Genomic DNA, 22467 nt, shown 5'->3' on the forward strand with positions numbered 1-22467 from the left:
CAAAAAGGCAGTAGCTCTCGGGCTGGAGAATTCCTAATCTTGACTCAGATGTTTCCGAATAAGTTTAGGAAACCACACAGCCAAGAAACGCAAAAGGAGTTGTGCCATGAGAATCTTACTAACTGCCGCCCTCTTTGCCCTCCTTGCCGGTCAGGCCACCGCCGGTGGCGTCATCGGCTTTACCGGTCGCATTATCAATGCGCCTTGCACCATCAGCAACGACACTTGGCTGGGCTACGCACAACACCCCCGCGCGTATCAGCAGGCCAAGGCCCAACCGGGCTCTCCGTCCTGTGCCGGCGTGGCCGCCACCCGCACGGTACAGCTTAACCGACCCAATATCCAACGTCAGGACCAAGGCGTCCTGACCGTCAGCTACTATTGAGCCGGCGACGGTTGGCTGGCCGCATCCGGATTGCCGCCGGCAGAGGACACATGCCGCCGGATCCACTCGGCAGCCTGCGTCACTACCCTTTCCTCTATACCGTTGTAGCCATGCCAGGCCCAGGGCTGACACGGATCGCCGCGATCTTGCCCACCCTCCATCACCAGCAGCTCGCGCGCGCTAGACTGGCTCAGGCCATCCACCACCGGCTGCAAATTGGCCAGCAGGCTTTCGGAGCAGGCGTCCTGCCGATGCTGTATCAGCAAAGCTGGCTGGGTAATGCGCGCCAAGGGCAGGTCCGCCACATTGCCGCGACCGTGGTCGATAGTGGAAGTCAGCACCACGCCGGCTACCAACTCATGCCGCAAAATGGCGATGGATGCCGCCGAGGTGGTGCCACGACTGGTGCCCACCAGCCATACCGGCACAGTGGCGCGGCGGCGCAAATCGGCAATCACCGCAGCGATATCGCCGGCATGGGTTTCGCTCTGGCGGAACTCGCCCTTGTTGAGCCCCAATGATTGCCGATCGGACGGCGCATCCACTACTGCCACCTGAAAGCCCTGCGCCGCCCACTGCGCGCGAGTGCGCACCAGGAAGTTGCCGCCGACGCCCAGAGCACCGTTCTCGCTCAGCCGCAGCACGCCATCTCCGCCGGCAAACAGCACTAGGCTGGCCAGCGGCGGCTTGTCCGGCGTCACCAGCAGATAACGCAGGCTGATATCGGGACGCGGCGACAGCGTCACCACCTGCTCCGCCATCGCCCACGCCGACCAGCAGGTCGCGCACCAGATCAGCAGCCATCGCGTCATCTTGCTCTCCCGTACTTCGCCCGCTCCGGATCGCGCCTTGAGGCGCGCATGGCGCTGGGGGCGACATTGTCACTCGCTGAGGAAATCCCGCATCACTTCAACCAGCGCTTCGACGGCTGCGCGATCGGTTTGCCAGTGCGTGACAAACCGCATGCGACCGGCTTCCGGCGGATTGGCCTTGATACCGGCCTTGCCCAACGCGGCCATCAGTTCGGCCACATCGATATCGGCGGTAAAACGGAACCACACCATATTGATGTGCACATCATCCAGCGCCACCTCCACGCAGGGCATGCCCGCCAGTTGCTCAGCCAGATAGCGCGCATTGGCATGGTCTTCAGCCAACCTTTCAGTCATTTCAGTCAAGGCGATGATGCCCGGCGCGGCCAGCACACCGGCCTGGCGCCAACCACCGCCCAACAGCTTGCGGTTGTAGCGCGCCTTGCGGATGAAATCGGCAGAGCCGGCCAGAATCGACCCCACCGGCGCGGCCAGACCCTTGGACAAGCAACACATCACCGTGTCGACATGGCGGGTGATCTCTCGCACATCGCAGCCCAGATGCGCAGCCGCATTGAAAACCCGCGCCCCGTCCAGATGCACCGGCACGCCAGTACGCCGGGCGATATCGGCCGTGCGGGCCATGATGTCCAGCGGAATCACCCGACCGTTGCTATGGGCGTTTTCCAGACAGATCAGTCCGGTGCGCGGCCAGTGCACATCCTCGCCCACCCGGATGCGCTGCTCGATCTCTTCCGGCGGCAAGACGCCGTCGCGGCTGGCGATGGTGCGCAGCTGCACGCCGCCAATCACTGCCGCGCCGCCGGTTTCATGCCAGACGATGTGGCAATCGTCGCCCAGAATCACTTCGTTGCCTCGCTGGCAGTGCGTAAAGATGGCCAGCTGGTTGCCGAAATTGCCCGTGGGCACGAACAGCGCCGCCTCCTTGCCCAGCCGCTCCGCCGCCAGCGCTTCCAGCCGCGCTACGGTGGGGTCGTCGCCATAGACGTCATCCCCCACTTCTGCGGTCATCATCGCCTCGCGCATGGCGGGCGTCGGCTGGGTTACGGTATCACTGCGAAAATCGATCCACGGCATGAAAGCGTCCTTTGCAGAAACAACGGCGACCGAAGGGTCGCCGTTGCATGGTTGACATCAGCTAAGCTGATTGTGCCAGCAAATGGCCGGCTAAAGGACGCGGAGAGGCGTCTGGGGCGTAGATCAGACCACGCGGTAAGACTGTTTGAGTTCGCTGACGCGGCGCTGGGCAGCCATGATGCCGGTGGCGGTCAGGCTGATGTCGCTGCCGCATTTGCAGCGCAATGAATGGTCGGGGGACAGGGTCTTGAGATGATGGCGCGACTCATGCCCGCAATCCACGCAGGCTATGACTACTGTCGCGTTGTAGTGCTTGTCGAGGTCAATGTCGAATCTCGGATGCATCATGGGAATCTCCCTTGCGATAACGGAGGCGGCCCACCAGAGCAACGGTCGACACGTTGATGACAGGCCCTCGAAAAGCATAGGCAAGGGGATGCGCCGGGGCAAGCCTCAGCGCGCCGGCAGCGCGGGGGACCGGGATAGCCAACCCTGATAGGAGGCAAGGTTCTCGCGGGTAATCAACTGCACGGGCACCACCACGCTGCGCTGCGGATGTGACCCGTTTTGCAACAGTTTCTGACCAAGCTTGACTGCCTCGCTGCCAATCATCAGCGGCAACTGCCCTGCCGATGCGACGATCGGCCCGCTGCGATGCAGCGCCGCCTCTATGTCTGGAGAACCATCCACACTGGCCACCAGCACATTGCGCCGCGCGGCATCCCGCAAGGCCTGCTCAACACCCAGCGCCTGCCGGTCGTTGATGGCAAACACCGCGCTGACGCCGGGGAAGCGTTTCAGATGCTCCGCCATCAGTTTGCGACCACCCCAACTGGAAGCCTGACCGTCTTCGTTGTCAGACAGCACCCAGATGCCCGGGTATGCCTCCAGCGCCTTGCGGCAGCCGGCCACGCGATCAGTCACCGAGGATACCGGCGGCCCGCTCTGAATGATAAAGCCGCCCTTCTCATGCATCTTGTCCGCCAGATAGCGGCACGCCAGCTCGCCAGCCTGACGGTTATCCGACTTCACCGTGCCGTCGGCGCCGGGAGCGTCCACATCCACCGCCACCACTTTGATGCCGGCCTGTTGCGCCTTGCGCACCAGCGGTTCCACCGCCTTGCTGTCCACCGCGCCCAACAGGATGAGATCCACCTTCTGCTCGATCAGCTGCTGTATCTGTCTTTCCTGATTGGCCAGATTGAAACTGGCTGACAAGGTGGTGATCTGCACCTCCGGATTTAGCCCGCGCGCCGTCTGCATCGCGCCTCGCACCAGCGCCTGATAAAAGGGGTTGTCCAAAGCGCCAACGGTAATGCCTATGCTGGCCGGCACCACTTCTGCGGCATGACTGGCAAAAACGGCCATACAGGCCGCGCCCAGAATCAGTCTCGTTCTTGCGCGCATCGCTTCTCTTCGCTTCCGGTCTGATAATGACGAACACCTTCCAGTGTAGCCGAGGCGGCGCGCGCGTCATCATCCTTCTTGCAATCGGGGTCTTTGCTGGAGCCGCTCCGCGCCATGGTTTATCCTTGACGGTTTTCCTTTGCCTTGGATTGTCATGTCTGCCGATCTTGAACGCCGCTTCGGCGGCATTGCCCGGTTGTACGGCGAAGACGCCCTGCGCCGCTTCCAGCAAGCCCATGTCTGCATCGTGGGCGTGGGTGGAGTGGGCTCGTGGGCAGTTGAAGCGCTGGCTCGCAGCGCCATCGGCAAACTCACGCTAATCGACTTGGACAATGTGGCTGAATCCAACACCAATCGGCAGCTGCCGGCGCTGGACCCGCTGTACGGCATGGCCAAGGTGACCGCGCTGGCGGAACGCGTACGCGCCATCAACCCTGCCTGCGAGGTGACCGAAATCGAGGATTTCGTCACTCAGGACAATCTGGACACCATGCTGGGACAGGGCTTCGACTTCATCATCGATTGCATTGACGATCTGCGCGTGAAAACCGCCATGGCCGCCTGGTGCGTCAAACGTCGTCAGCCCTTCGTCGTCTCCGGCGGCGCGGGCGGCCAGATGGACCCCACCCGCATCCAGTTGGCCGACCTGACCGACGTCACCAATGATCCGCTGCTGTCCAAACTGCGCTACAACCTGCGTCGGCATCACCAATTCCCCCGCGAAGCCGGCAAAAAGCTGCGAGTACCCTGCGTTTTTTCTACAGAACAGCTGGTTTACCCCGACAACAAGAGCTGTAATGCCGACGAAGGGCGCGGTCCGCAAGGGCTGTCTTGCGCCGGTTTTGGTGCAGGCATGGTGGTGACCGCCAGCTTTGGGCTGGTGGCCGCCTCACACGCGCTGAAACATCTTTCCGGCAATAAAAAACCCGGCCGTTAAGGGCCGGGTTGATAGCGGATTGCCCTTCGGCAAACCCCGGTTTACTGATATTTGGTCTGGATCAGCTTTTCCAGTTTCACTGCGCGGTCGCCTGGGGCCGGGTGGCTGGCCAGCATGCTGCTGTCGTTGCCATACAGTTCAGCCAGCTTGCGCAGAGCGGACGGACCACCGTCCAGCTTGTAGTTGTGGCGCTTGAGGAAGTCCAGACCGTAAGCGTCGGCATCGCTCTCCTGCGACTGGGAGAACTGGGCGTTCACCACGGCTTCGGCAAAGCCGCCGATTTCAGAGGAGGACAGCTCGGCGGCGGCGGCGTTGCCGCTACCAGCGGCAGCCTTGCGGGCGGCGGAAGTACCGTAAGCCACTTGCATGGCTTTCTTGGTGTGGCCCAGTTTTACGTGGCCGATTTCATGGCCGATCACGAAACGCACCTGATCGTCATCCATTTTGTCCAGCAGGCCGCTGTAAACGCGCACGGTGCCGTCAGCCATGGCGAAGGCGTTGACATCCTTGGTCTGATACACCTTGAAGTTCAGTTTGGTGCCGTCTTCGCTATCCAGACCTTTCACGATCTTGGCCAGACGCTTGCCGTAGGCGCTGGAGGGCGCGGCAACCTTGTTTTCCTTGTCCATCTGGGCGCTGGATTGCGCGGCCAGGGCTTTCACATCGGCATCGCTCAAGGTGGCGGCCTTCAGGGCGTCGGTACCGGCGCTGATCATGGAGCCAAGGTCGAAAGCGTGAGCGCTGCCGGCCAGGGCCAGCATGATGGATGCAGCAAGAGTGATTTTCTTCACGGGAGACTCGCTTGTTATGGTTGGGAAAAGCGATATGCTAAACGCCTAAATTGCGAAAGCCAAGCCAGCGCGGTCAATGGCGTCGCAAATAGAAAACGCCCCGTCATCCGGGGCGTTTTCATTACAGACAGTTCAGAACAGTCAGGCAAGCAGGCAGGACGTTTGTGTCTTGTCGCTGACCGGACGCAGCTTGGGCAGCTCTTGCGAGCAGCGCTGCTCCGCCTTCGGGCAACGTGTGCGAAACACGCAGCCGGAGGGCGGATTGATCGGGCTGGGCAAGTCGCCTTGCAGGATCTGGATGGTCTTGTTGCGTTCCAGTTTCGGGTCCGGAATCGGAATCGCCGACAGCAGGGCGCGCGTGTAGGGGTGGCTGGGCACGTCGTACAGGGCGTACTTTTCAGCCAGTTCCATCTCGCGACCCAGATACATCACCAGGATGCGGTCGGAAATGTGCTTCACCACCGCCAGGTCATGCGCGATGAAGATCAGCGACAAGCCCATTTCGCGCTGCAGCTCTTTCAGCAAATTGATGATTTGCGCCTGAATGGACACGTCCAGCGCGGACACCGGCTCATCGCAGATGATCAGCTTGGGCTCGAGGATCAGCGCGCGGGCGATGCCGATACGCTGGCACTGGCCGCCGGAGAACTCGTGCGGATAGCGGTTGATCATCTGTTCGCGCAAGCCCACTTTGGTCATCATGCCGCGCACACGCTTCATGACTTCCTCTTCGGGCAACTCGGGGCGGTGCACTCGCAGCGGCTCGCCAATGATCTGAGCGATGGTCATGCGCGGGTTCAGCGAGGCCAGCGGATCCTGGAAGATCATCTGGATATCCTTGCGCACCGCGTGCCAGTCCTTGGCGCTGCCCTTGGTCAGGTCCTTGCCCATCCAAACGATCTCGCCGGCAGTGGCCGGAATCAGATTGAGGATGGCGCGCGACAGGGTGGACTTGCCGCAACCGGATTCGCCCACCACGCCCAGCGTTTCGCCTTCATAGAGGTCGAAGCTGACACCGTCCACGGCCTTCAGCGTTCGCTTGCCGCTCCACGGCCAGGCGCCGTCGCCCTTGACCTGAAAATGCACTTTGACGTTGCGTACCGAGAGAATCGGCTTTTTGTTTTGCTCAGACATGGGCCACCTCGCGGGCTTCGTTCACCAGTTCCGCCGCCGGCTTGTGACAGGCGCGCAGAATATGCGGGTTGAGCGCGCTGGCCGCCAGCGGCGGCAGCTCGTTCACGCAGCGATCGCTGGCGTGGGCGCAACGTTCGGAGAACGGGCAGCCTTTGGGCATGCGGGCCATGTTCGGCGGATTGCCGGGGATGCTCACTAGCTCGCTGCCATCGTGGTCCAGGCGCGGCAGGGCGCCGAGGAGGCCGATGGTGTAAGGATGGCTGGGCTGATAGAAGATTTCGTCGGCGGTGCCGTATTCCATGACGCGGCCGCCGTACATCACCATCACTTTTTCGCACAGGCCGGCCACCACGCCCAGATCATGAGTGATCATGATGATGGAGGTGCCGAAATCGCGTTGCAGATCCTTCAGCAAGGTCAGGATTTGCGCTTGCACGGTGACGTCCAGCGCGGTGGTGGGTTCGTCGGCGATCAGCACTTCCGGTTCGCACAGCAGGGCCATGGCGATCATCACGCGCTGACGCATGCCGCCGGAGAACTCGTGCGGGTACATGTCCACGCGACGGGCCGCTTCCGGAATGCGCACGGCTTCCAGCAGCTCGATGGCGCGCTTTTTGGCTTCGCGACGGGTCATGCCCTTGTGCAGTTCCAGCACCTCGGTCATCTGGCGCTCTACCGTGAGGTAGGGGTTCAGCGAGGTCATCGGGTCCTGGAAGATCATGGACACGCGGTCGCCGCGAATGCGGTTGAGCTCGGACGGGCTCATGGTGAGCAGGTTCTTGCCGTTGTACACCGCTTCGCCGCTGGTTTTGCCGTTGCGGGCCAGCAGACCCATCATGGCCAGCACGGTCTGGCTCTTGCCGGAACCGGACTCGCCCACGATGCCGAGGGTCTGGCCCTTTTCCAGGTCGAAACTCACGCCGTTGACGGCGCTGACGATACCATCGTTGGTCGTGAACTGGACCCCGAGGTTATTGACTTTCAGAAGACTCATTTCTCGCTACCTCAACGATCCTTGGGATCGAGCGCATCGCGCAGCCCGTCGCCGATATAGTTGGCGCAATACAGAGTGATAGACAGCATGCCGGCCGGGAACAGCAGGATCCACGGCGTGGCGTCCATCACGCCGGCGCCGTCCTGGATCAGCACGCCCCAGCTGGTCATCGGCTCTTGCACGCCCAGGCCCAGGAAGGACAGCACGGATTCAGTCAGGATCACCCCCGGTACGGTCACGGTGGTGTAAATCACCACGATGCCGAGCAGGTTGGGCACGATGTGGCGGAAGATGATGGCGCCGGTGGACACGCCAATGGCGTGAGCGGCTTCGACATACTCCTTGGACTTGATCGCCAGCGTCTGACCGCGCACCACTCGCGCCATGTCCATCCAGGAGAACACGGTGATAGTCAGCACCACCAGATAGAACTCGCGGCCCAACAGGGTCACCATCAGGATGGCGATCAGCAGGTAGGGCACGGCGTACATCATGTCGACGATGCGCATCATGACCGCGTCCACCCTGCCGCCAAGGAAGCCGGCGGTAGCGCCCCAGACAATGCCCAGGGTAACGGACGCCAGTGTGGCCAGGGCGCCCACCATCAGCGAGATGCGGCCGCCGATCAGGCAACGCACCAGCAGGTCGCGCCCCAGCGCGTCGGTGCCAAACCAGTGGGTGTTGACCAGCGTCGGCGCTACCGACATGGCCTCCCAGTCGGTGTCTTCATAAGAGTGCGGCAGCACCATCGGCCCGAAAATACAGGCCAGCGTGATCAGCGCCAGCACCACCAGGCTCACCACGGCGGCCTTGTTGCGGAAGAAGCGGATGCGAGCGTCGCGCCACAGGCTGCGCCCTTCGATGGCCGCCTCGTTCAGACCGGATTCCACGGCCTCGACCATGGCTTTCTGTTTGGTTTGCATCATGTTGTTGTGCTCCCGCTCAGTAACGGATCTTCGGATCCAGCAGCGCATAGGCCAGATCGACGAGCAGGTTGAATACGACGGTGATCACCGTCACCAGCACCACCAGACCCAGCACCAGCGTGTAGTCGCGGTTGGCCGCGCCGTTGACGATGAGCTTGCCCAGGCCAGGCAGGCCGAACACGGTTTCGGTTACTACGGCGGAAGTGATGGACGAAATGGCCAACGGGCCGATCACCGACACCACCGGCATCAGTGCCGGCTTGAGCGCATGGCGCAGCACGATGGTGCGCATCGGCAAACCCTTGGCGCGAGCGGTGCGGATGAAGTTGCTGCCCAGCACCTCGATCATGCTGCCGCGCATCACGCGGCCGATGGTGGAGATGTTGATGAACACCAGCAAGGACATGGGCAGAACCATGTATCGCACATCGAAGCTGTCCCAGCCGCCGGCGGGGAACCAGCCCAGACCAATGGCGAAGATCATCACCAGCACCGGGCCCAGCACGAAGGACGGGAAGGCACCGCCGATATTGCCCAGCAGCATCACGAAATAGTCGATCAGGCTGTTCTGGCGCAAAGCGGCCACCACGCCCAGCACCACGCCGATCACCAGCGAAATGAGGATGGCGCCGCCGCCGATGGAGGCGGAGACCGGCAGGGCCTTGCCCACCAGATCATTGACGGTCCAGTCCGCGTAACGGAAGGACGCGCCCAGATCGCCTTGCAGCAGGCCCTTCAGGTAATAGAGGTATTGCTGCCACAGGGGCATGTCGAGGTGATACTTGGCCTGCAGATTGGCCAGCACAGCCGCGGACACCTTGCGTTCGCTGTCGAACGGGCCGCCCGGGGTCATGTGCAGCAGCAGGTAACAGACGGTGATGACGGCGAGCAACGTGGGTATCGTTGCCAGCACTCGCCGGAAGGTATAAGACCACATGGGGAAGACTCCAGTCGGGTCGACTTGCCGGTCCGCGCGCTCTTGTGGAGGGGCGGGCCTGCCTTGCCGGGCCGACATGACTGCTTACATCACAAGCCGGATGCCCGCCATGGCGGGCATCCGGCCTCTTGGTTCCGGGGAGGTTGCCCTCCCCCCGACATCATTCCGGCTTAGTGCTGGATGATGTACAGGTCCTTGCCGCGGTAACGGTCCATCGGGTTCTTGCCGTAGCCACCCACATAGGACTTCACCAGACGCGGAGCGGTGTACTGCAGCAGCGGGATCATCGGATAGTCATCCATGATCATCTTCACTGCTTGAGTAAACAGCTGCTTGCGCTTGGCTTGATCAGCGGATTCGCTGCCTTGCTTGATCAGCGCTTCGGCCTTCGGATTGCAGTTTTTGTTGTCGTTCTGGTCGTTGTCGCACTGGATCAGCGCCAGGAAGGTGGTGGCGTCGTTGTAGTCGGCCACCCAGCCGTTGCGGGCTACCTGGAAGTCGGCGTCATGACGCTTCTTCAGCAGCACCTTGAACTCCATGCTTTCCAGCTCGGTGTTCAGGCCCAGTTTGTTCTTCCACTCGGAGGCGGCGAAGATCGCCATCTTCTTGTGGTAGTCACTGGTATTGTAGGAGAACTTGAGCTTGGTGCCCGGCTTCACGCCAGCGGCGGCCAGCAGCTTCTTGGCCTCTTCCACGCGCTTGGCCATCGGCCACTTCGCCCAGTCGTAGGAGGTCACATCGGCGCCGGAGGTGCCGGCAACAATGGCGCTGTAAGCCGGAGCCTGACCGTCAGCGGTCACTTTTTGCGCCAGAACGTCGCGGTCCAGCACCATGGACAGCGCCTTGCGCACGCGCACGTCCTTCAGCAGGCCATCCTTGTTGTTCAGCGAGTAGTAACGCAGACCCAGGAAAGGCGCGTTGCGGATTTCCTTCGGATACTGGGTCTTGTACTTGTCGTAGGTGCCGGACGGCAGTTCCAGCACCCAGTCGGTTTCACCAGACTCGAACATCTTCACGTCGGCGTTGTGGTCTTCGGTCGGCAGATAGGTGATCTTGGCCAGCTGAACGTTCTTCACGTCCCAGTACTGGGCATTCTTCTCAGCCACGACCTTGCTGTTTACTTGCCAGTCTTTCAGCGCGAAAGCGCCGTTGGACACCATCTTGCCCGGCTTGGTCCAGTCCTTGCCGAACTTGTCGATAGCCGCTTTCGGCAGCGGAGCCAGCTGGGTGTTGGCTACCAGGGAAGGCATGAAGGGCACCGGATACGGGGTCTTCACTTCCAGGGTGTTCTTGTCGATGGCCTTCACGCCCAGCTCGGTCACCGGCTTCTTGCCTTCGGTGATTTCCTTGCCGTTCAGCAGGAAGATGCCGTAGGTGGAGGCGTACGGGGAAGCGGTCTTCGGATCGACAAAACGCTGCCAACCGTAGACGAAGTCGCCAGCAACAACCGGGGAACCATCAGACCACTTGGCATTCTTGCGCAGGTGGAATACCCAGGTGGTCGGGCCGGTTTGCTTCCAGGATTCTGCAACGCCCGGCACCACTTTGCCGAAGCTGTCGGTGGCGGTCAGGCCTTCGAACAGGTCGGCGGTGATGGTGTTGGCCGGTACGGACTCAGCCAGTACCGGGTCCAGCGATTCCGGCTCGGAGCCGGTGGTGCGGGTCAGTTCCTGCTTGGCGGCCAGTTTGACGCTAGCCGGAACCTGGGCGGCCGCGGCGAAACCGGCGTAACCGGCCAGCGCCATGGCAACAGCTGCAGTAGCCACTCGAAGCGATTTATTGTGCGACATTCGCCTACTCTCCTGTTTGTAGTGCCCCGCTCTTGCGGGTGTACGGAATTTATCCCGAACAATCGTGTTGATTCGGGCCGGGCCATTATGCGCTTGCGTTTTTGGATTCTTCAAGTATGGATCAGAACAATATGACAAGAGTTTTATAAATACCGTGGTTTTTCAACGACGTCTCACTCTCCACAAGCAATTTTCACGGCAGTGCTTGTGGGTAGCACAATATTTTTCGCCTTAAACATGAGTATTTATATTGGCAGCCATTATTCTGACTCATGGCCAATTCATTTCCCGGTAATTCAATACGGGTAATCAAGGATTTGAAACCCGGAAAATAAGCTGATGACATTTTCAGTCATTGGCCAGCACCGTGAATTCAACCGCAAGCCACGGCCACACAGGCCTGCACTGCACGGCATGACGGCAAAGTCCTGCGAATGCGGCGAGGCTGGCATGTTGGCCGAAGACACAGTGTGGTGAATCCACCATGGCCATGATTTGCGATAGCGCAAGTTTCGCGCCCTGCCCTTGCCGCGCCTTTCCTCGCGATGGGCATGAAAAAGGCCCCTTCCCGGGGCCTTTTTCAGCGTGCACTCCACAGGAGAGCGGCTAGTCTTGCAGCTTCCAGCCAATAGTTTCTCCGGCGCGCAACGGCACCAGCGCCTCATCGCCGAACGGCAGCTCCGCCGGCACGGTCCAGCTTTCCCGCCGCAGGGTGATACGGTCGGCATTGGGCGACAGGCCATAAAAAGCCGGGCCGTTGAGACTGGCGAAAGCTTCCAGCTTGTCCAGCGCGCCAGCTGCTTCAAACGCTTCCGCATACAGTTCGATGGCGGCGTTGGCGGTATACATGCCGGCGCAACCGCAAGCGCTTTCCTTGGCATGACGGGCATGCGGCGCGCTATCGGTGCCAAGGAAGAAGCGCGGAGATCCAGACGTGGCGGCTTTCACCAGCGCCTCGCGGTGCAGTTCGCGCTTGAGTACCGGCAGGCAGTAATGGTGCGGCCGGATGCCGCCGGTAAACAGCGCGTTGCGGTTCATCAGCAAGTGATGGGCAGTAATGGTGGCGGCCACATTGTCCGGCGCGGCTGCGACAAACTCGGCGGCGTCGCGCGTGGTGATGTGCTCGAACACCACGCGCAGCGACGGCAGACGACGAATCAGCGGCTGAAACACAGTATCGATGAACACCGCTTCGCGGTCGAACACGTCAATGGCCGGATCGGTCACCTCGCCGTGCACCAACAGCGGCAGGCCGCATTCGGCCATGGCTTCCAGCGCCGGCATGGCTTTGTCGATATGGCTGACGCCAAAGTCGGAATTGGTGGTAGCGCCGGCCGGATACAGCTTGACGCCATGCACGAAACTGCTGGCCTTGGCCTTGCGCACTTCTTCGGCCGACGTATTGTCGGTGAGATAGAGCGTCATCAGCGGCTGGAAAGCGCTGCCTGCCGGCAAGGCGGCCAGGATGCGCTCGCGATAGGCGGCGGCGGCTTCCACCGTGGTGACTGGCGGCTTGAGGTTGGGCATGATGATGGCGCGGCCCATCTGGCGGGCGGTGTCGGCCACCACGGCAGCCATGGCGGCGTCATCGCGCAGGTGGAGGTGCCAGTCGTCGGGGCGGATCAGGGTCAGGGTCTGCATGGGATATCGGCTCGGGCGGGTGACAGAGAGGGTTCGGCCCCGCCTTGCCGGCGCGACCGGTTGTCGCTTACTTGCGGCGCAGCACCAGGCGGAACTTGCCCTCCTCGGTAGTATCCGAAGTCAGCAGGGCATTGCCGGTCTGGCGGCAGAATGCTTCGAAATCCTTGGGAGCGCCCGGATCGGTAGCGATCACCTCCAGCACGCTGCCGCTTTCCATATCGGCCAGCGCCTTCTTGGCGCGCAGGATGGGCAGGGGGCAGTTCAGGCCGGACAGGTCGAGGTGGCGGTCAGGGCTCATGCGGGGTACGCTCCGTCATACGTTACAATAAAACTTGCAGGGCGCTATTCTACCGGCTTGCCGGCGACTTTGCGCCATTCTCTGCCCTCTTTCGGGAAGCCGCCCTCATGTGTGTCATCGCCTTCGCCTACAAGACGCCCGGCCTCGGCCAGCTGGTGCTGGTGGCCAACCGGGACGAATATTACGCGCGTCCGACCGCGCCGCTGGACTGGTGGCAGGAACATGACGACACCCTGGGCGGCCGCGATCTGCAGGCCGGCGGCGGCTGGCTAATGGTGGACGGCCGCGGTCGTTTCGCCGCGCTGACCAACTTCCGCGAAGGCTACGGCAAAAGCGGCGCCCGCTCGCGCGGCGAGCTGGTGCAGCGCTTCGTCACAGGCAATGACGACCCCTTCGCCTTCACCGACTGGCTGAAGGCCAATGTCGACCAGTACGCGCCCTTCAATCTGTTGTTTGGCGCCACTGACGATCTGTTTCATTTTCACAGCCGGGGCTCGCGCATCGCCCGGGTCACGCCCGGCATCCACACGCTGTCCAACGCCACACTGGACACGCCGTGGTTCAAGAGCGAAAGGCTGGCCGGGCACCTGCGCGGTTTGCGCCGTCCGCCTGGAGAGGACGAAGCGTTCGGCTGGCTGGCCGACGCCACTCAGGCCGGTCCGGGCCAGTTGCCCAATACCGGCGTGGGTCTCGCGCTGGAAAAAACTCTCTCTCCGATCTTCATTCAGGGGCGGGATTACGGCACCCGGGCGTCGATGCTGCTCACAGTATCGGCCCGAGGTGATATAAGCTTGTCTGAATTGACGTGGGGGCTGGCCGGACGCGAAGCCGGACGCCGCCGCTACACTATCCGCCCGGGGCAAGTTCAACACCCCGCGCAGCGTTAAGCAGGAGTCATCTTGAAACGTCGTCTTATCGGACTGGCCATCGCCGGTCTTCTCGTCGCAACGCAGGCCTTGGCGGGAACCCAGATCCGCAGCAACACCAACTACGCCTTTGAAGACCAAGGCCCCTGGACCGAAGGCGCCTACACCCTGCCCCTGTATCCCGCCATGCCCGACTGGGTGGGCTTTTACGTGTTCAAGGAAAACCCGAACAAGTATTTCGTCGACGCCAAATCGCTGGCCATCGGCGAAGACGGCGTGATCCGCTTCATCCTGCGCGTGCAAAGCCCTTCCGGCGCCGAGAACCTCAGCGTGGAAGGCATTCAGTGCAAGCAAGGCACTTACCGCAGCTACGCCTTTGGCGACAGCTACAACAAGCGCTGGATCGAATCCACCCGCGCCGACTGGCGCAAAATCGAGTACGAAGACAAGACCCGCCGCGTGTTGCGCGAGGACATGTGCCCGGAACGCGACGTCCCCAAGTTGGCCGAAGACGCCATCAAGCTGCTGCGCAGCGCGCCCTGGCGCTAAGGCACGCTGACAACGCCCCGCCGCGGCTTTGCGCCCCCCCAGGCCGTACTCTGCGTACTGCCTGGGCCGGCGCTGTTTGCCTCATGGTCTTTGCGTGATTTGCTTGGCAGCCCCGGACTCGGCGGCATGACAACCGGGTGAAAATCGGGTATCAATGGGTTTTGCCCTGCGATACCCGACGTGCCTCACACCACCCACCCGCTACTGGGCCAGTTCAAGATCCTGCTGTCCTCCATCGGCTTTGGCAGCATGGCCATTTTTGCCCGCTTCGCCTATGCCGAGGGCGTCTCCACCCCGACCCTGTTGTTTTTGCGTTTTGCGCTGGCAGCCTGCCTGTTGCTGCCCTGGTGTCTGGCCAAAGGGCTGCCCTGGCCGCGCGGGCGCTCGCTGCTGGTGCTATGCCTGATGGGCAGCCTGGGTTACGCCGGCATGGCGGCCTGCTACTTCACCGGCTTGCACTATGCCAGCGCGGGTACGGTGTCGCTGCTGCTGTACCTCTTCCCCGCCATCGTACTGGTGCTGTCCACGCTGCTTTTCAAAGAGCCGTTTACCCGTCGGCGATTACTGGCCACCAGCCTCGCCATTGCCGGGCTCATCATCACCGTAGGACAGCAACTGAGCGCCAAGCCGCTGGGCCTAGCACTGGGCTTGGCGTCCGCCGTGATTTACTCGCTTTATATTCTGGCCGGCAGCCGTCTGACGCGTGGTGGCCACCCGCTCACCTCGGCCTGCGTGGTAGTGATGTCAGCAGCCGCCTGCTATGGCGGCTGGGTGCTGCTGGATGGCTTCAACGGCCCGCAAAGCGCATTCAGTTGGGCTGCCATCTTCGGCATCGCCGTGCTCGGCACCGTGGCGGCGCTGGCCTTGTTCCTGTCGGGGCTGGAAAGCACCGGCGCTACGCAGGCCTCATTGATTGCCACGGCGGAACCCGTGGTCACCATCCTGCTCGCCTGGCTGTTTCTGGGAGAGGCGCTCACGCTGAGCCAGGCTGTCGGCGGCGCGCTGATTTTGCTGGCGGTGGTGCTGATCAGTCGGGAATCCCGCCCGGAAGAGGTCATCCTGACCGATCTGCACGACTAGCGCAGCCCGCTTGCGTCAGCCAAGCGGTTTCATGCTGCCCTCGTCCAGCAAGCGCTGGTGCCAGGACAAGGCTTCGGCCAACAGGTGGGGGGTGTGCTTGCCCTTGCTGTCTCGGCAGGCGCGGTCAAAGTAATCTTCCAGCTGTGGCCGGTAATCCGGATGGGCGCAATTGGCAATCATCGCCCGCGCCCGTTGTTTGGGCGACAAGCCGCGCAAATCGGCCAACCCCTGCTCGGTAACAATCACGCTGACATCGTGCTCGGTGTGATCCACATGGCTGACCATCGGCACGATGCAGGAGATGGCGCCGCCCTTCGCGGTGCTGGGGGTGACAAAGCAGGACAGAAAGCCGTTGCGGGCAAAATCCCCCGAACCACCAATGCCGTTGATGATTGAGCTACCGGCCACATGGGTGGAATTGACGTTACCGTAGAGGTCCGCCTCCACCAGCCCGTTCACCGCGATGCAACCCAGGCGCCGCACCAGTTCGGCATGATTGGAGATTTCCTGCGGTCGCAGCACGATGCGTTCGCGATAGAAATCAATGTTGCGGCCGAACTCCTCCACGCCCTCCGGGCTCAGCGACAGTGCTGTGGCCGAGGCGGTATCGATGGTGCCGCTGCGAATCAGCTCCAGCATGCCGTCCTGAATCACCTCGGTAAAGGCGCTCAAGCCCTGAAAACCACCATCACGCAAGCCATACAGCACCGCGTTGGCGATATTGCCCACGCCGGACTGCAAGGGCAGCAGCTGGGCAGGCAAGCGGCCCACCTTGATTTCATGCTGCAAGAAAGCCACCAAGTGGCCGGCAATCATCCGGCTGCTTTCATCCGGCGGAGCAAAGCGGCCAAGGCGGTCCGGCGCGCGGGTTTCCACTACCGCCACCACCTTGGCCGGGTCCACCTGCAAATAGGGCTCGCCGATCTTGTCGCCCGGGTTCACCAGCGGAATAGGCCGACGGTTGGGCGGCAAGGCGGTGCCGTAATAGATATCGTGCATGCCATCCAGCCCCTGCGGTTGCGCGCTGTTGACCTCCAGAATCACCTTGTCCGCCAGATCAAGCCAGGTCTTATTGTTGCCCACCGAAGTGGACGGCACCAGCCGCCCGTCCGGCAAGATGGCGCTGACCTCCACCACGGCCATGTCGATCTTGCCGAGAAAACCGAACCAGGTGTACTGCGCCACCTGACCCAGATGGATGTCCATGTAGTCGATTTCGCCGCGATTGATGCGGGCGCGCAACTCGGGATCGGACTGATAAGGCAAGCGGAAATCAATGCCGCCGGCCTTGGCCAGCGCGCCGTCCAGCTCCGGCGCGGTGGAGGCTCCGGTCAACACCCGCAGTGCGAATTTGTCGCCGCGCGCCTGCGCAGCCTCGATGCGCTCGGCCAGCGCCAGGGGCACAGCTTTGGGATAGGCGGAGCCGGTGAAGCCGCTCATGCCTACCGTCATGCCCGGCTGAATCAGGGCGGCGGCTAGCTGCGGGCTCATGATTTTTTCCGCAAAAGGGGCGTAGTGAATGCGTCTGTCCATTTTTTCTCCATGGTTCTCCTCCCGGGCGCGAGCCTCTTTGGGCGGTATGCGCGCCGGGAAATTGATCGAGCGTGCGACCGGCGACGGTTTTCCGTTTACGTTCCCGTCATCCAGCCAAGCCCGCCACCATAGAGCAGCCATACCGCTTAGCCGAAAAAAACACAGGCTTTCCTGACATTGCTCAAAACAAGTCGATCAGGCGAGTGCTATGTGTAATCCTCCCCCATTGTCGCTGGACAAGGCATGAACCCATGCCCTGCTTCCGGCTGCCGCGCTGTCAAGCATCAGGCAGCGCACAAAGAAAAGGCAGCGTTTTACGCTGCCTTTTCTTTCGTTTTCCCGTACCCGCTAGTGGCAAGCCGCGCCCGGATAGCCCGGCAAATCAGCCGCCTCAGGCTGACAAGCCCACTGCCTGGCCTCCTGCAAACGCTGTTTGAGCGTGTCGCGCGTTACCGGCGCCCAGCCCAGCTTTTCACCCAGATAGCGCGCCCAAGCGAATTCGATGAAAAATACCTGCCCGTTCTTGCGGAACAGGCCTTGATCCTCGGCATAGCCGGCCAGGGAGCGATAGGGATCATCCGGCAGATCGCCAATGCGCTTCGGCAAACTTGACGACGCCACCATGTTGCCGCGCTCATCCCTCAGCCACGCCCAATGGCGGGCCTGCATGTCTTGCCAGAAAGTGTCCGCATTCTCCAACCGGCCTTCTATAGATACCGGTGCCTGACGCACGCCGTTGTTCCACAAGGCGCGCGACAGATGGTGACGATCCACCAGCCAGAAACCACCGTCCGGACCAATCACCACCGGAATGTGTTTTTTGACCACATAGGCAGTCAGTGCTTCATCGCCTCGCGCCTGCAGTTTGGCCAGCTTTTTACTTTCATCGGCCACTTGCAGCAGGCCCACACCGGGTTGGGTGGGTCGCAACTGGTCCAGCGACAGCCAACAGGCCGCGCCCACCGCCGTTTGCGCCGAGCAGGCAGGCAAGACGTCCGCCCATGCCGGGCCGGCAATCAATCCCAAACACAAAGTCCAGCGCGCGATCATGCTTCTTTCCGCCAGTGGCCGCTCTTGCCGCCTTCTTTTTCATCAAGTTGCACGCTCTCGATCACCATGCCGCGATCCACCGCCTTGCACATGTCGTAAATGGTGAGCAAACCGATGCTGGCAGCGGTAAGCGCCTCCATTTCGACACCGGTCTGGCCGGTACACTCAGCCGTTGCCGCGATGGCTACCCGGCTTTGCACTTCGTCCAGCCGGAACTCCACCGCCACCCGGGTCAGCGCGATGGGATGGCACAAAGGAATCAGATCGGCGGTGCGCTTGGAGGCCATGATGGCGGCGAGACGGGCAATGCCCAGCACATCGCCTTTCTTGTGACCGCCGTCACGGATCAGCGCAAAGGTGGCGGGCTGCATGGCAATGGCGCCGATGGCGACCGCGCGGCGACGGGTGCTGGCCTTGTCGCCGACATCCACCATGTGCGCCTGGCCGGCCGCATCGAAATGGGTCAGTTCGGACATATCGTTTCCTTGCGGGAGGGGCCGGCGAGAAACCGGCCAACAGGTGTGGCCAAAGTCTGCGCCTAGCGCAGCCAGCGGGCAATCAGCCAGAAGAGGGTAAGCAGCAGGCCAAAACCGCCAGTCCAACGGAATAGCCGCTTAACCCGCATGAGATAGAGCGGGTTGCGGGTGAGGGCATAGTTGATCAAGGCCCAGCCGAACAGCAGGACAATGACCAGCACCCACAACCGCCAGAACAACAGCATGTTCAGGCGGCCTCGGGCAGGCGGTGGAAACTGGACGGCGCGTCCAGCGGGTCCTGGAAGCTAACGTATTCCCAGGCGGAGGGGTCCTCCAGCAATCGGCGCAGCAAGGTGTTGTTCATCGCATGGCCGGACTTGTGGCCGGAGAAGGCGGCAATGAGCGGGTGACCGACAATGTAGAGATCGCCAATGGCATCGAGGATCTTGTGACGGACGAACTCGTCCGGAAAACGCAGGCCTTCTGGATTCAGCACGTACTCGTCGTCGATGACAATGGCGTTGTCCAGGCTACCGCCCAAGCCCAGCCCGTGCTGCCGCATGTATTCCACTTCATGCATGAAACCAAAGGTGCGGGCGCGGCTGATCTCGTCCAGATAGGAATGACCGGCAAAGTCGATTTCCACCTTTTGCGGCGCGAGATTGAAAGCGGGGTGATTGAACTCGATGGACAGAGTGACGCTGAAACCGTCTTTGGGGTCGAGGCGCACCCATTTATCGCCTTCCACAACCTCCACCGGCTTGAGCACCCGGATAAAGCGCTTGGGAACAGGCTGTTCCACGACGCCGGCGGTTTGCAGCAGGTAGATGAAAGGGGCGGCGGACCCATCCATGATGGGAATTTCCGCCGCCGTGACCTCAACGATGAGGTTGTCGATGCCGAAACCCGCAAAGGCCGACATCAAGTGCTCGATCGTGCCGACACGCACGCCGGTGTCGTTCACCAGCGTGGAGGAGAGGCGCGTGTCGTTGACGAGCATGGGTTCGGCTTTCACCTCCACCGGCTCGGGCAAGTCGGTACGGCGAAAGACGATCCCGGCATCGGGAGCAGCCGGCTTCAGGGTGAGCTTCACCCTTTCTCCGGAATGCAGGCCGACGCCTGTGGCGCTTATCGCTTGTTTCAGCGTGCGCTGGAATATCATGTGAACCTTCTCTCAACCGATCGGGAAAACCCGATTCTAGCACAGGAGAAACCTGGGCTTTATTGATTGATCGTCACACTTCAATAGTTATTAACTATTCTCTTTTCAGCGTCCTCAGTCTGCCTGTTTGCGCAGGAAAGCCGGGATGTCGTAGCTGTCGCTGACTTCCGGATTGGAGAAATCCATCGACGGCGCGGCGCGGCGACGGCTGTTGCGCATGATGGCCGGGGTGTCGAAATCGTCGTAGTTGATCACTTCCACCGGACGGTCGTCGGTGCCGGTCTTGACGATCTTGATGTACTCCGGACGCTCGTCGCGCTTGGGTTGTTGCTGACCCAGGCCGGTAGCGATCAGGGTGACGCGGATGGTGTCTTCATCCATGTCCTCCACTTCGGCGGTGCCGAACTTGATCTGGGCGTCTTCGTCGGCGTACTGACGGATGATGCTCATGATCTCGCGGTACTCGCTCATCTTCAGGCAACCCGGGGCGGTGGAAATGTTCACCAGCACGCCGCGCGCGCCTTCCAGGGTGATGTTGTCAAGCAGCGGGCTGGCCACGGCCTGCTCGGCGGCGACGCGGGCGCGGTCGATGCCGGAAGCGTAGGCGGAACCCATCATGGCCAGACCCATCTCGCCCATGACGGTGCGCACGTCGGCAAAGTCGACGTTGATCAGGCCCGGACAAGTGATGACTTCGGCGATACCGGCCACAGCGCCCTTGAGCACGTCGTCGGCCGCGCGGAAGGCTTCGCGCATGGTGACGTCGTCGCCCAGCACTTCCATCAGTTTTTCGTTCGGGATCACGATCAGCGAGTCAACGTGCTTTTTCAGTTCGTCGATGCCGGCCTGCGCCACTTTCATGCGCTTGCCTTCGTGTTCGAACGGACGGGTCACCACGCCAACGGTGAGGATGCCCAGCTCCTTGGCCACTTCGGCCACCACAGGCGCCGCGCCGGTGCCGGTGCCGCCGCCCATACCCGCGGTGACAAACACCATGTTGGCGCCGCGCAGGGCGTCAGCGATGCGCTCGCGGTCTTCCAGTGCGGCATTGCGGCCCACTTCCGGATTGGCGCCGGCACCCAGGCCACGCGTCAGGTTGTTGCCCAACTGCAGGCGTTGGGCTGACCGGTTGCGCTGCAGGGATTGCGCGTCGGTATTGGCGCAGATGAATTCCACGCCGTGCACATGGCCGTTGATCATGTTGTCGATGGCGTTGCAACCGCCGCCGCCAACACCGATGACCTTGATCACTGCCGACGTGGCCGTTTCTTGCATGACTTCAAAAACCATTCCGCTCATTTGCCTCTCCTCAAAGTTACGATGAGCACTACTGCAACTCATGGGTACTACTGCCCGAAAAAATAAACGCTTAGAAATTGCTGCCGAACCAGGCCTTCATCCGCGAGAACATGTGACCAACGCCGCCGGTTTCCGGCTTGTTGCTCACCACGGTGTGAATCTGGTCCTTGCCGTACAACAACAGGCCCACGCCAGTGGAGAAGCGCGGGGTCTTCACCACTTCAGCCAGGCCGCCTACATACTTGGGCACGCCAACACGCACCGGCATGTGGAACACCTCTTCGGCCAACTCCACCATGCCCGGCATCAGGCTGGCGCCGCCGGTCAGCACGATGCCGGACGACAGCAGGTCTTCAAAACCGCTGCGACGCAACTCCTGCTGTACCAGTTGGAACAGTTCTTCCACGCGCGGCTCCACCACTTCGGCCAAGGTGGCGCGGGACATCTGGCGCGGACCGCGTTCGCCCACGCCCGGCACTTCGATCATCTGGCCGGGGTCGGCCATGGACACCAGCGCCACGGCGTGCTGGATCTTGATGTCTTCCGCTTCCTTGGTGGGAGTGCGCAGCGCCATGGCGATGTCGTTGGTCACCTGATCGCCGGCGATCGGAATCACCGCGGTATGACGGATCGCGCCGTTGGCGTACACGGCGATGTCGGTGGTGCCGCCGCCGATGTCGATCAGACATACGCCCAGGTCCTTCTCGTCCTCGGACAGCACCGCGATGGCGGAAGCCATCGGCTGCAGCACGAGGTCGGACACTTCCAGACCGCAACGACGCACGCACTTGGTCACGTTTTGCGCCGCGGATACCGCGCCGCTGACGATGTGCACCTTGGCTTCCAGTCGCACGCCGCTCATGCCCAGCGGTTCCCGCACGCCTTCTTGGCCGTCGATGCTGTATTCCTGGGTCAGGATGTGCAGCACCTGATGATCCGGCGGGATGGACACGGCGCGCGCGGTTTCAATCACGCGGTCGATGTCCATCTGGGTAACTTCGCGATCCTTGATGGCCACCATGCCGTGCGAGTTGATGCTCTTGATATGGCTGCCCGCAATGCCGGCGAACACCTCGTGAATCTTGCAGTCGGCCATCAACTCGGCCTCTTCCAGCGCGCGCTGGATGGCCTGTACCGTTGATTCGATATTCACCACCATGCCGCGCTTCAGACCGCGCGAGGGGGTCTGGCCCATGCCGATGATATTCAGCTGACCGTCGTCCAGAACTTCCGCGACAATCGCCACGATCTTGGACGTGCCGATATCGAGACCGACCAGCATGTTCTTGCTTTCCTTGGGTT

At 61.8% G+C, this 22467-nt stretch carries 24 protein-coding genes; 5 read left to right on the top strand and 19 right to left on the bottom strand.

All coding sequences use genetic code 11. From position 1 onward, the window contains the following. Window positions 1-106: 106 nt before the first annotated feature. Window positions 107-385 carry a hypothetical protein gene (locus tag Q0P52_RS01070; protein WP_293759740.1) on the top strand — a complete coding sequence of 93 codons (279 nt, stop codon included), beginning with the start codon at window positions 107-109 and terminating at the stop codon, window positions 383-385. Here the strand turns inward: Q0P52_RS01070 and Q0P52_RS01075 are convergent. The 4 genes from Q0P52_RS01075 to Q0P52_RS01090 all read right to left on the bottom strand — a co-directional run bounded on the left by Q0P52_RS01075 (window position 379) and on the right by Q0P52_RS01090 (window position 3702). Next, entirely contained in the window at window positions 379-1197 is an 819-nt protein-coding gene (locus Q0P52_RS01075; protein ID WP_293759738.1) for an alpha/beta hydrolase, read from the bottom strand. The two genes, Q0P52_RS01070 and Q0P52_RS01075, sit on opposite strands and share 7 nt — an antisense overlap. Before the next feature lie 69 nt (window positions 1198-1266). Continuing rightward, the gene (gene ltaE, locus Q0P52_RS01080; RefSeq protein ID WP_293759736.1) at window positions 1267-2295 is read right to left on the bottom strand and encodes a low-specificity L-threonine aldolase; all 1029 of its coding nucleotides are present in this window, start codon (window positions 2293-2295) and stop codon (window positions 1267-1269) included. A gap of 123 nt (window positions 2296-2418) precedes the next feature. Continuing rightward, window positions 2419-2643 carry a hypothetical protein gene (locus tag Q0P52_RS01085; protein WP_293759734.1) on the bottom strand — a complete coding sequence of 75 codons (225 nt, stop codon included), beginning with the start codon at window positions 2641-2643 and terminating at the stop codon, window positions 2419-2421. Between the two features lie 105 nt (window positions 2644-2748). Then, window positions 2749-3702, bottom strand: a complete 954-nt coding sequence (locus tag Q0P52_RS01090) for a substrate-binding domain-containing protein (RefSeq protein WP_293759732.1) — start codon at window positions 3700-3702, stop codon at window positions 2749-2751. Between the two features lie 154 nt (window positions 3703-3856). Between Q0P52_RS01090 and tcdA the strand changes: the two genes are divergently transcribed. Further along, window positions 3857-4639, top strand: coding sequence for a tRNA cyclic N6-threonylcarbamoyladenosine(37) synthase TcdA (tcdA, locus tag Q0P52_RS01095; RefSeq protein ID WP_293759730.1), 783 nt, complete (start codon window positions 3857-3859; stop codon window positions 4637-4639). 41 nt (window positions 4640-4680) lie between these two features. Here the strand turns inward: tcdA and Q0P52_RS01100 are convergent, their stop codons facing one another. The 8 genes from Q0P52_RS01100 to Q0P52_RS01135 all read right to left on the bottom strand — a co-directional run bounded on the left by Q0P52_RS01100 (window position 4681) and on the right by Q0P52_RS01135 (window position 13150). After that, complete coding sequence (locus tag Q0P52_RS01100; RefSeq protein WP_293759728.1) at window positions 4681-5430, bottom strand: M48 family metallopeptidase; 750 nt, start codon at window positions 5428-5430, stop codon at window positions 4681-4683. 141 nt (window positions 5431-5571) lie between these two features. Beyond that, a complete protein-coding gene (gene oppF, locus Q0P52_RS01105) occupies window positions 5572-6564 on the bottom strand; it encodes a murein tripeptide/oligopeptide ABC transporter ATP binding protein OppF (RefSeq protein ID WP_293759726.1) in 993 nt (330 codons plus the stop codon). Next, complete coding sequence (locus Q0P52_RS01110; protein WP_293759724.1) at window positions 6557-7558, bottom strand: oligopeptide/dipeptide ABC transporter ATP-binding protein; 1002 nt, start codon at window positions 7556-7558, stop codon at window positions 6557-6559. The genes oppF and Q0P52_RS01110 overlap by 8 nt, the downstream gene beginning before the upstream one ends. Window positions 7559-7569: 11 nt before the next feature. Further along, on the bottom strand, window positions 7570-8484 hold the full coding sequence (locus Q0P52_RS01115) for an ABC transporter permease subunit (protein WP_293759722.1): 915 nt from the start codon (window positions 8482-8484) through the stop codon (window positions 7570-7572). Window positions 8485-8500: 16 nt separating this feature from the next. Then, window positions 8501-9421: an oligopeptide ABC transporter permease OppB gene (gene oppB, locus Q0P52_RS01120; protein WP_293759720.1), complete on the bottom strand. Its 921-nt coding sequence runs from the start codon at window positions 9419-9421 to the stop codon at window positions 8501-8503. Window positions 9422-9591: 170 nt separating this feature from the next. After that, complete coding sequence (locus Q0P52_RS01125; protein WP_293759718.1) at window positions 9592-11211, bottom strand: peptide ABC transporter substrate-binding protein; 1620 nt, start codon at window positions 11209-11211, stop codon at window positions 9592-9594. 606 nt (window positions 11212-11817) lie between these two features. Then, window positions 11818-12852, bottom strand: coding sequence for a dihydroorotase (pyrC, locus tag Q0P52_RS01130; protein WP_293759716.1), 1035 nt, complete (start codon window positions 12850-12852; stop codon window positions 11818-11820). Between the two features lie 67 nt (window positions 12853-12919). Further along, the gene (locus tag Q0P52_RS01135) at window positions 12920-13150 is read right to left on the bottom strand and encodes a sulfurtransferase TusA family protein (protein ID WP_293759714.1); all 231 of its coding nucleotides are present in this window, start codon (window positions 13148-13150) and stop codon (window positions 12920-12922) included. Window positions 13151-13257: 107 nt separating this feature from the next. Here Q0P52_RS01135 and Q0P52_RS01140 point away from each other — a divergent pair, with 107 nt between their 5' ends. The 3 genes from Q0P52_RS01140 to Q0P52_RS01150 all read left to right on the top strand — a co-directional run bounded on the left by Q0P52_RS01140 (window position 13258) and on the right by Q0P52_RS01150 (window position 15645). Continuing rightward, window positions 13258-14037 carry an NRDE family protein gene (locus Q0P52_RS01140; protein ID WP_293759712.1) on the top strand — a complete coding sequence of 260 codons (780 nt, stop codon included), beginning with the start codon at window positions 13258-13260 and terminating at the stop codon, window positions 14035-14037. 12 nt (window positions 14038-14049) lie between these two features. Then, window positions 14050-14565, top strand: coding sequence for a CNP1-like family protein (locus tag Q0P52_RS01145; RefSeq protein ID WP_293759710.1), 516 nt, complete (start codon window positions 14050-14052; stop codon window positions 14563-14565). Between the two features lie 180 nt (window positions 14566-14745). Beyond that, window positions 14746-15645 carry a DMT family transporter gene (locus Q0P52_RS01150; protein WP_293759708.1) on the top strand — a complete coding sequence of 300 codons (900 nt, stop codon included), beginning with the start codon at window positions 14746-14748 and terminating at the stop codon, window positions 15643-15645. Window positions 15646-15660: 15 nt separating this feature from the next. On the opposite strand, the gene Q0P52_RS01155 is transcribed toward Q0P52_RS01150, so the two are convergent. The 7 genes from Q0P52_RS01155 to ftsA form a co-directional block, all read right to left on the bottom strand. Then, a complete protein-coding gene (locus tag Q0P52_RS01155) occupies window positions 15661-17178 on the bottom strand; it encodes an acetyl-CoA hydrolase/transferase family protein (protein WP_293759706.1) in 1518 nt (505 codons plus the stop codon). Window positions 17179-17526: 348 nt separating this feature from the next. Beyond that, a complete protein-coding gene (locus Q0P52_RS01160) occupies window positions 17527-18228 on the bottom strand; it encodes a ParB-like protein (protein WP_293759704.1) in 702 nt (233 codons plus the stop codon). Continuing rightward, window positions 18225-18704: a cyclic pyranopterin monophosphate synthase MoaC gene (gene moaC, locus Q0P52_RS01165; RefSeq protein ID WP_293759702.1), complete on the bottom strand. Its 480-nt coding sequence runs from the start codon at window positions 18702-18704 to the stop codon at window positions 18225-18227. The genes Q0P52_RS01160 and moaC overlap by 4 nt, the downstream gene beginning before the upstream one ends. A 62-nt stretch (window positions 18705-18766) precedes the next feature. After that, complete coding sequence (locus Q0P52_RS01170; RefSeq protein ID WP_293759700.1) at window positions 18767-18949, bottom strand: hypothetical protein; 183 nt, start codon at window positions 18947-18949, stop codon at window positions 18767-18769. A 2-nt stretch (window positions 18950-18951) separates the two neighbouring features. Next, window positions 18952-19863: a UDP-3-O-acyl-N-acetylglucosamine deacetylase gene (gene lpxC / locus Q0P52_RS01175; protein ID WP_293759919.1), complete on the bottom strand. Its 912-nt coding sequence runs from the start codon at window positions 19861-19863 to the stop codon at window positions 18952-18954. A 117-nt stretch (window positions 19864-19980) separates the two neighbouring features. Beyond that, window positions 19981-21165, bottom strand: a complete 1185-nt coding sequence (ftsZ, locus tag Q0P52_RS01180; RefSeq protein WP_293759698.1) for a cell division protein FtsZ — start codon at window positions 21163-21165, stop codon at window positions 19981-19983. 70 nt (window positions 21166-21235) lie between these two features. Next, window positions 21236-22447: a cell division protein FtsA gene (ftsA, locus tag Q0P52_RS01185; RefSeq protein ID WP_293759917.1), complete on the bottom strand. Its 1212-nt coding sequence runs from the start codon at window positions 22445-22447 to the stop codon at window positions 21236-21238. Window positions 22448-22467 lie beyond the last annotated feature (20 nt).

Source organism: uncultured Aquitalea sp. (assembly GCF_945957525.1).
Taxonomy (GTDB): Bacteria; Pseudomonadota; Gammaproteobacteria; order Burkholderiales; family Chromobacteriaceae; genus Aquitalea.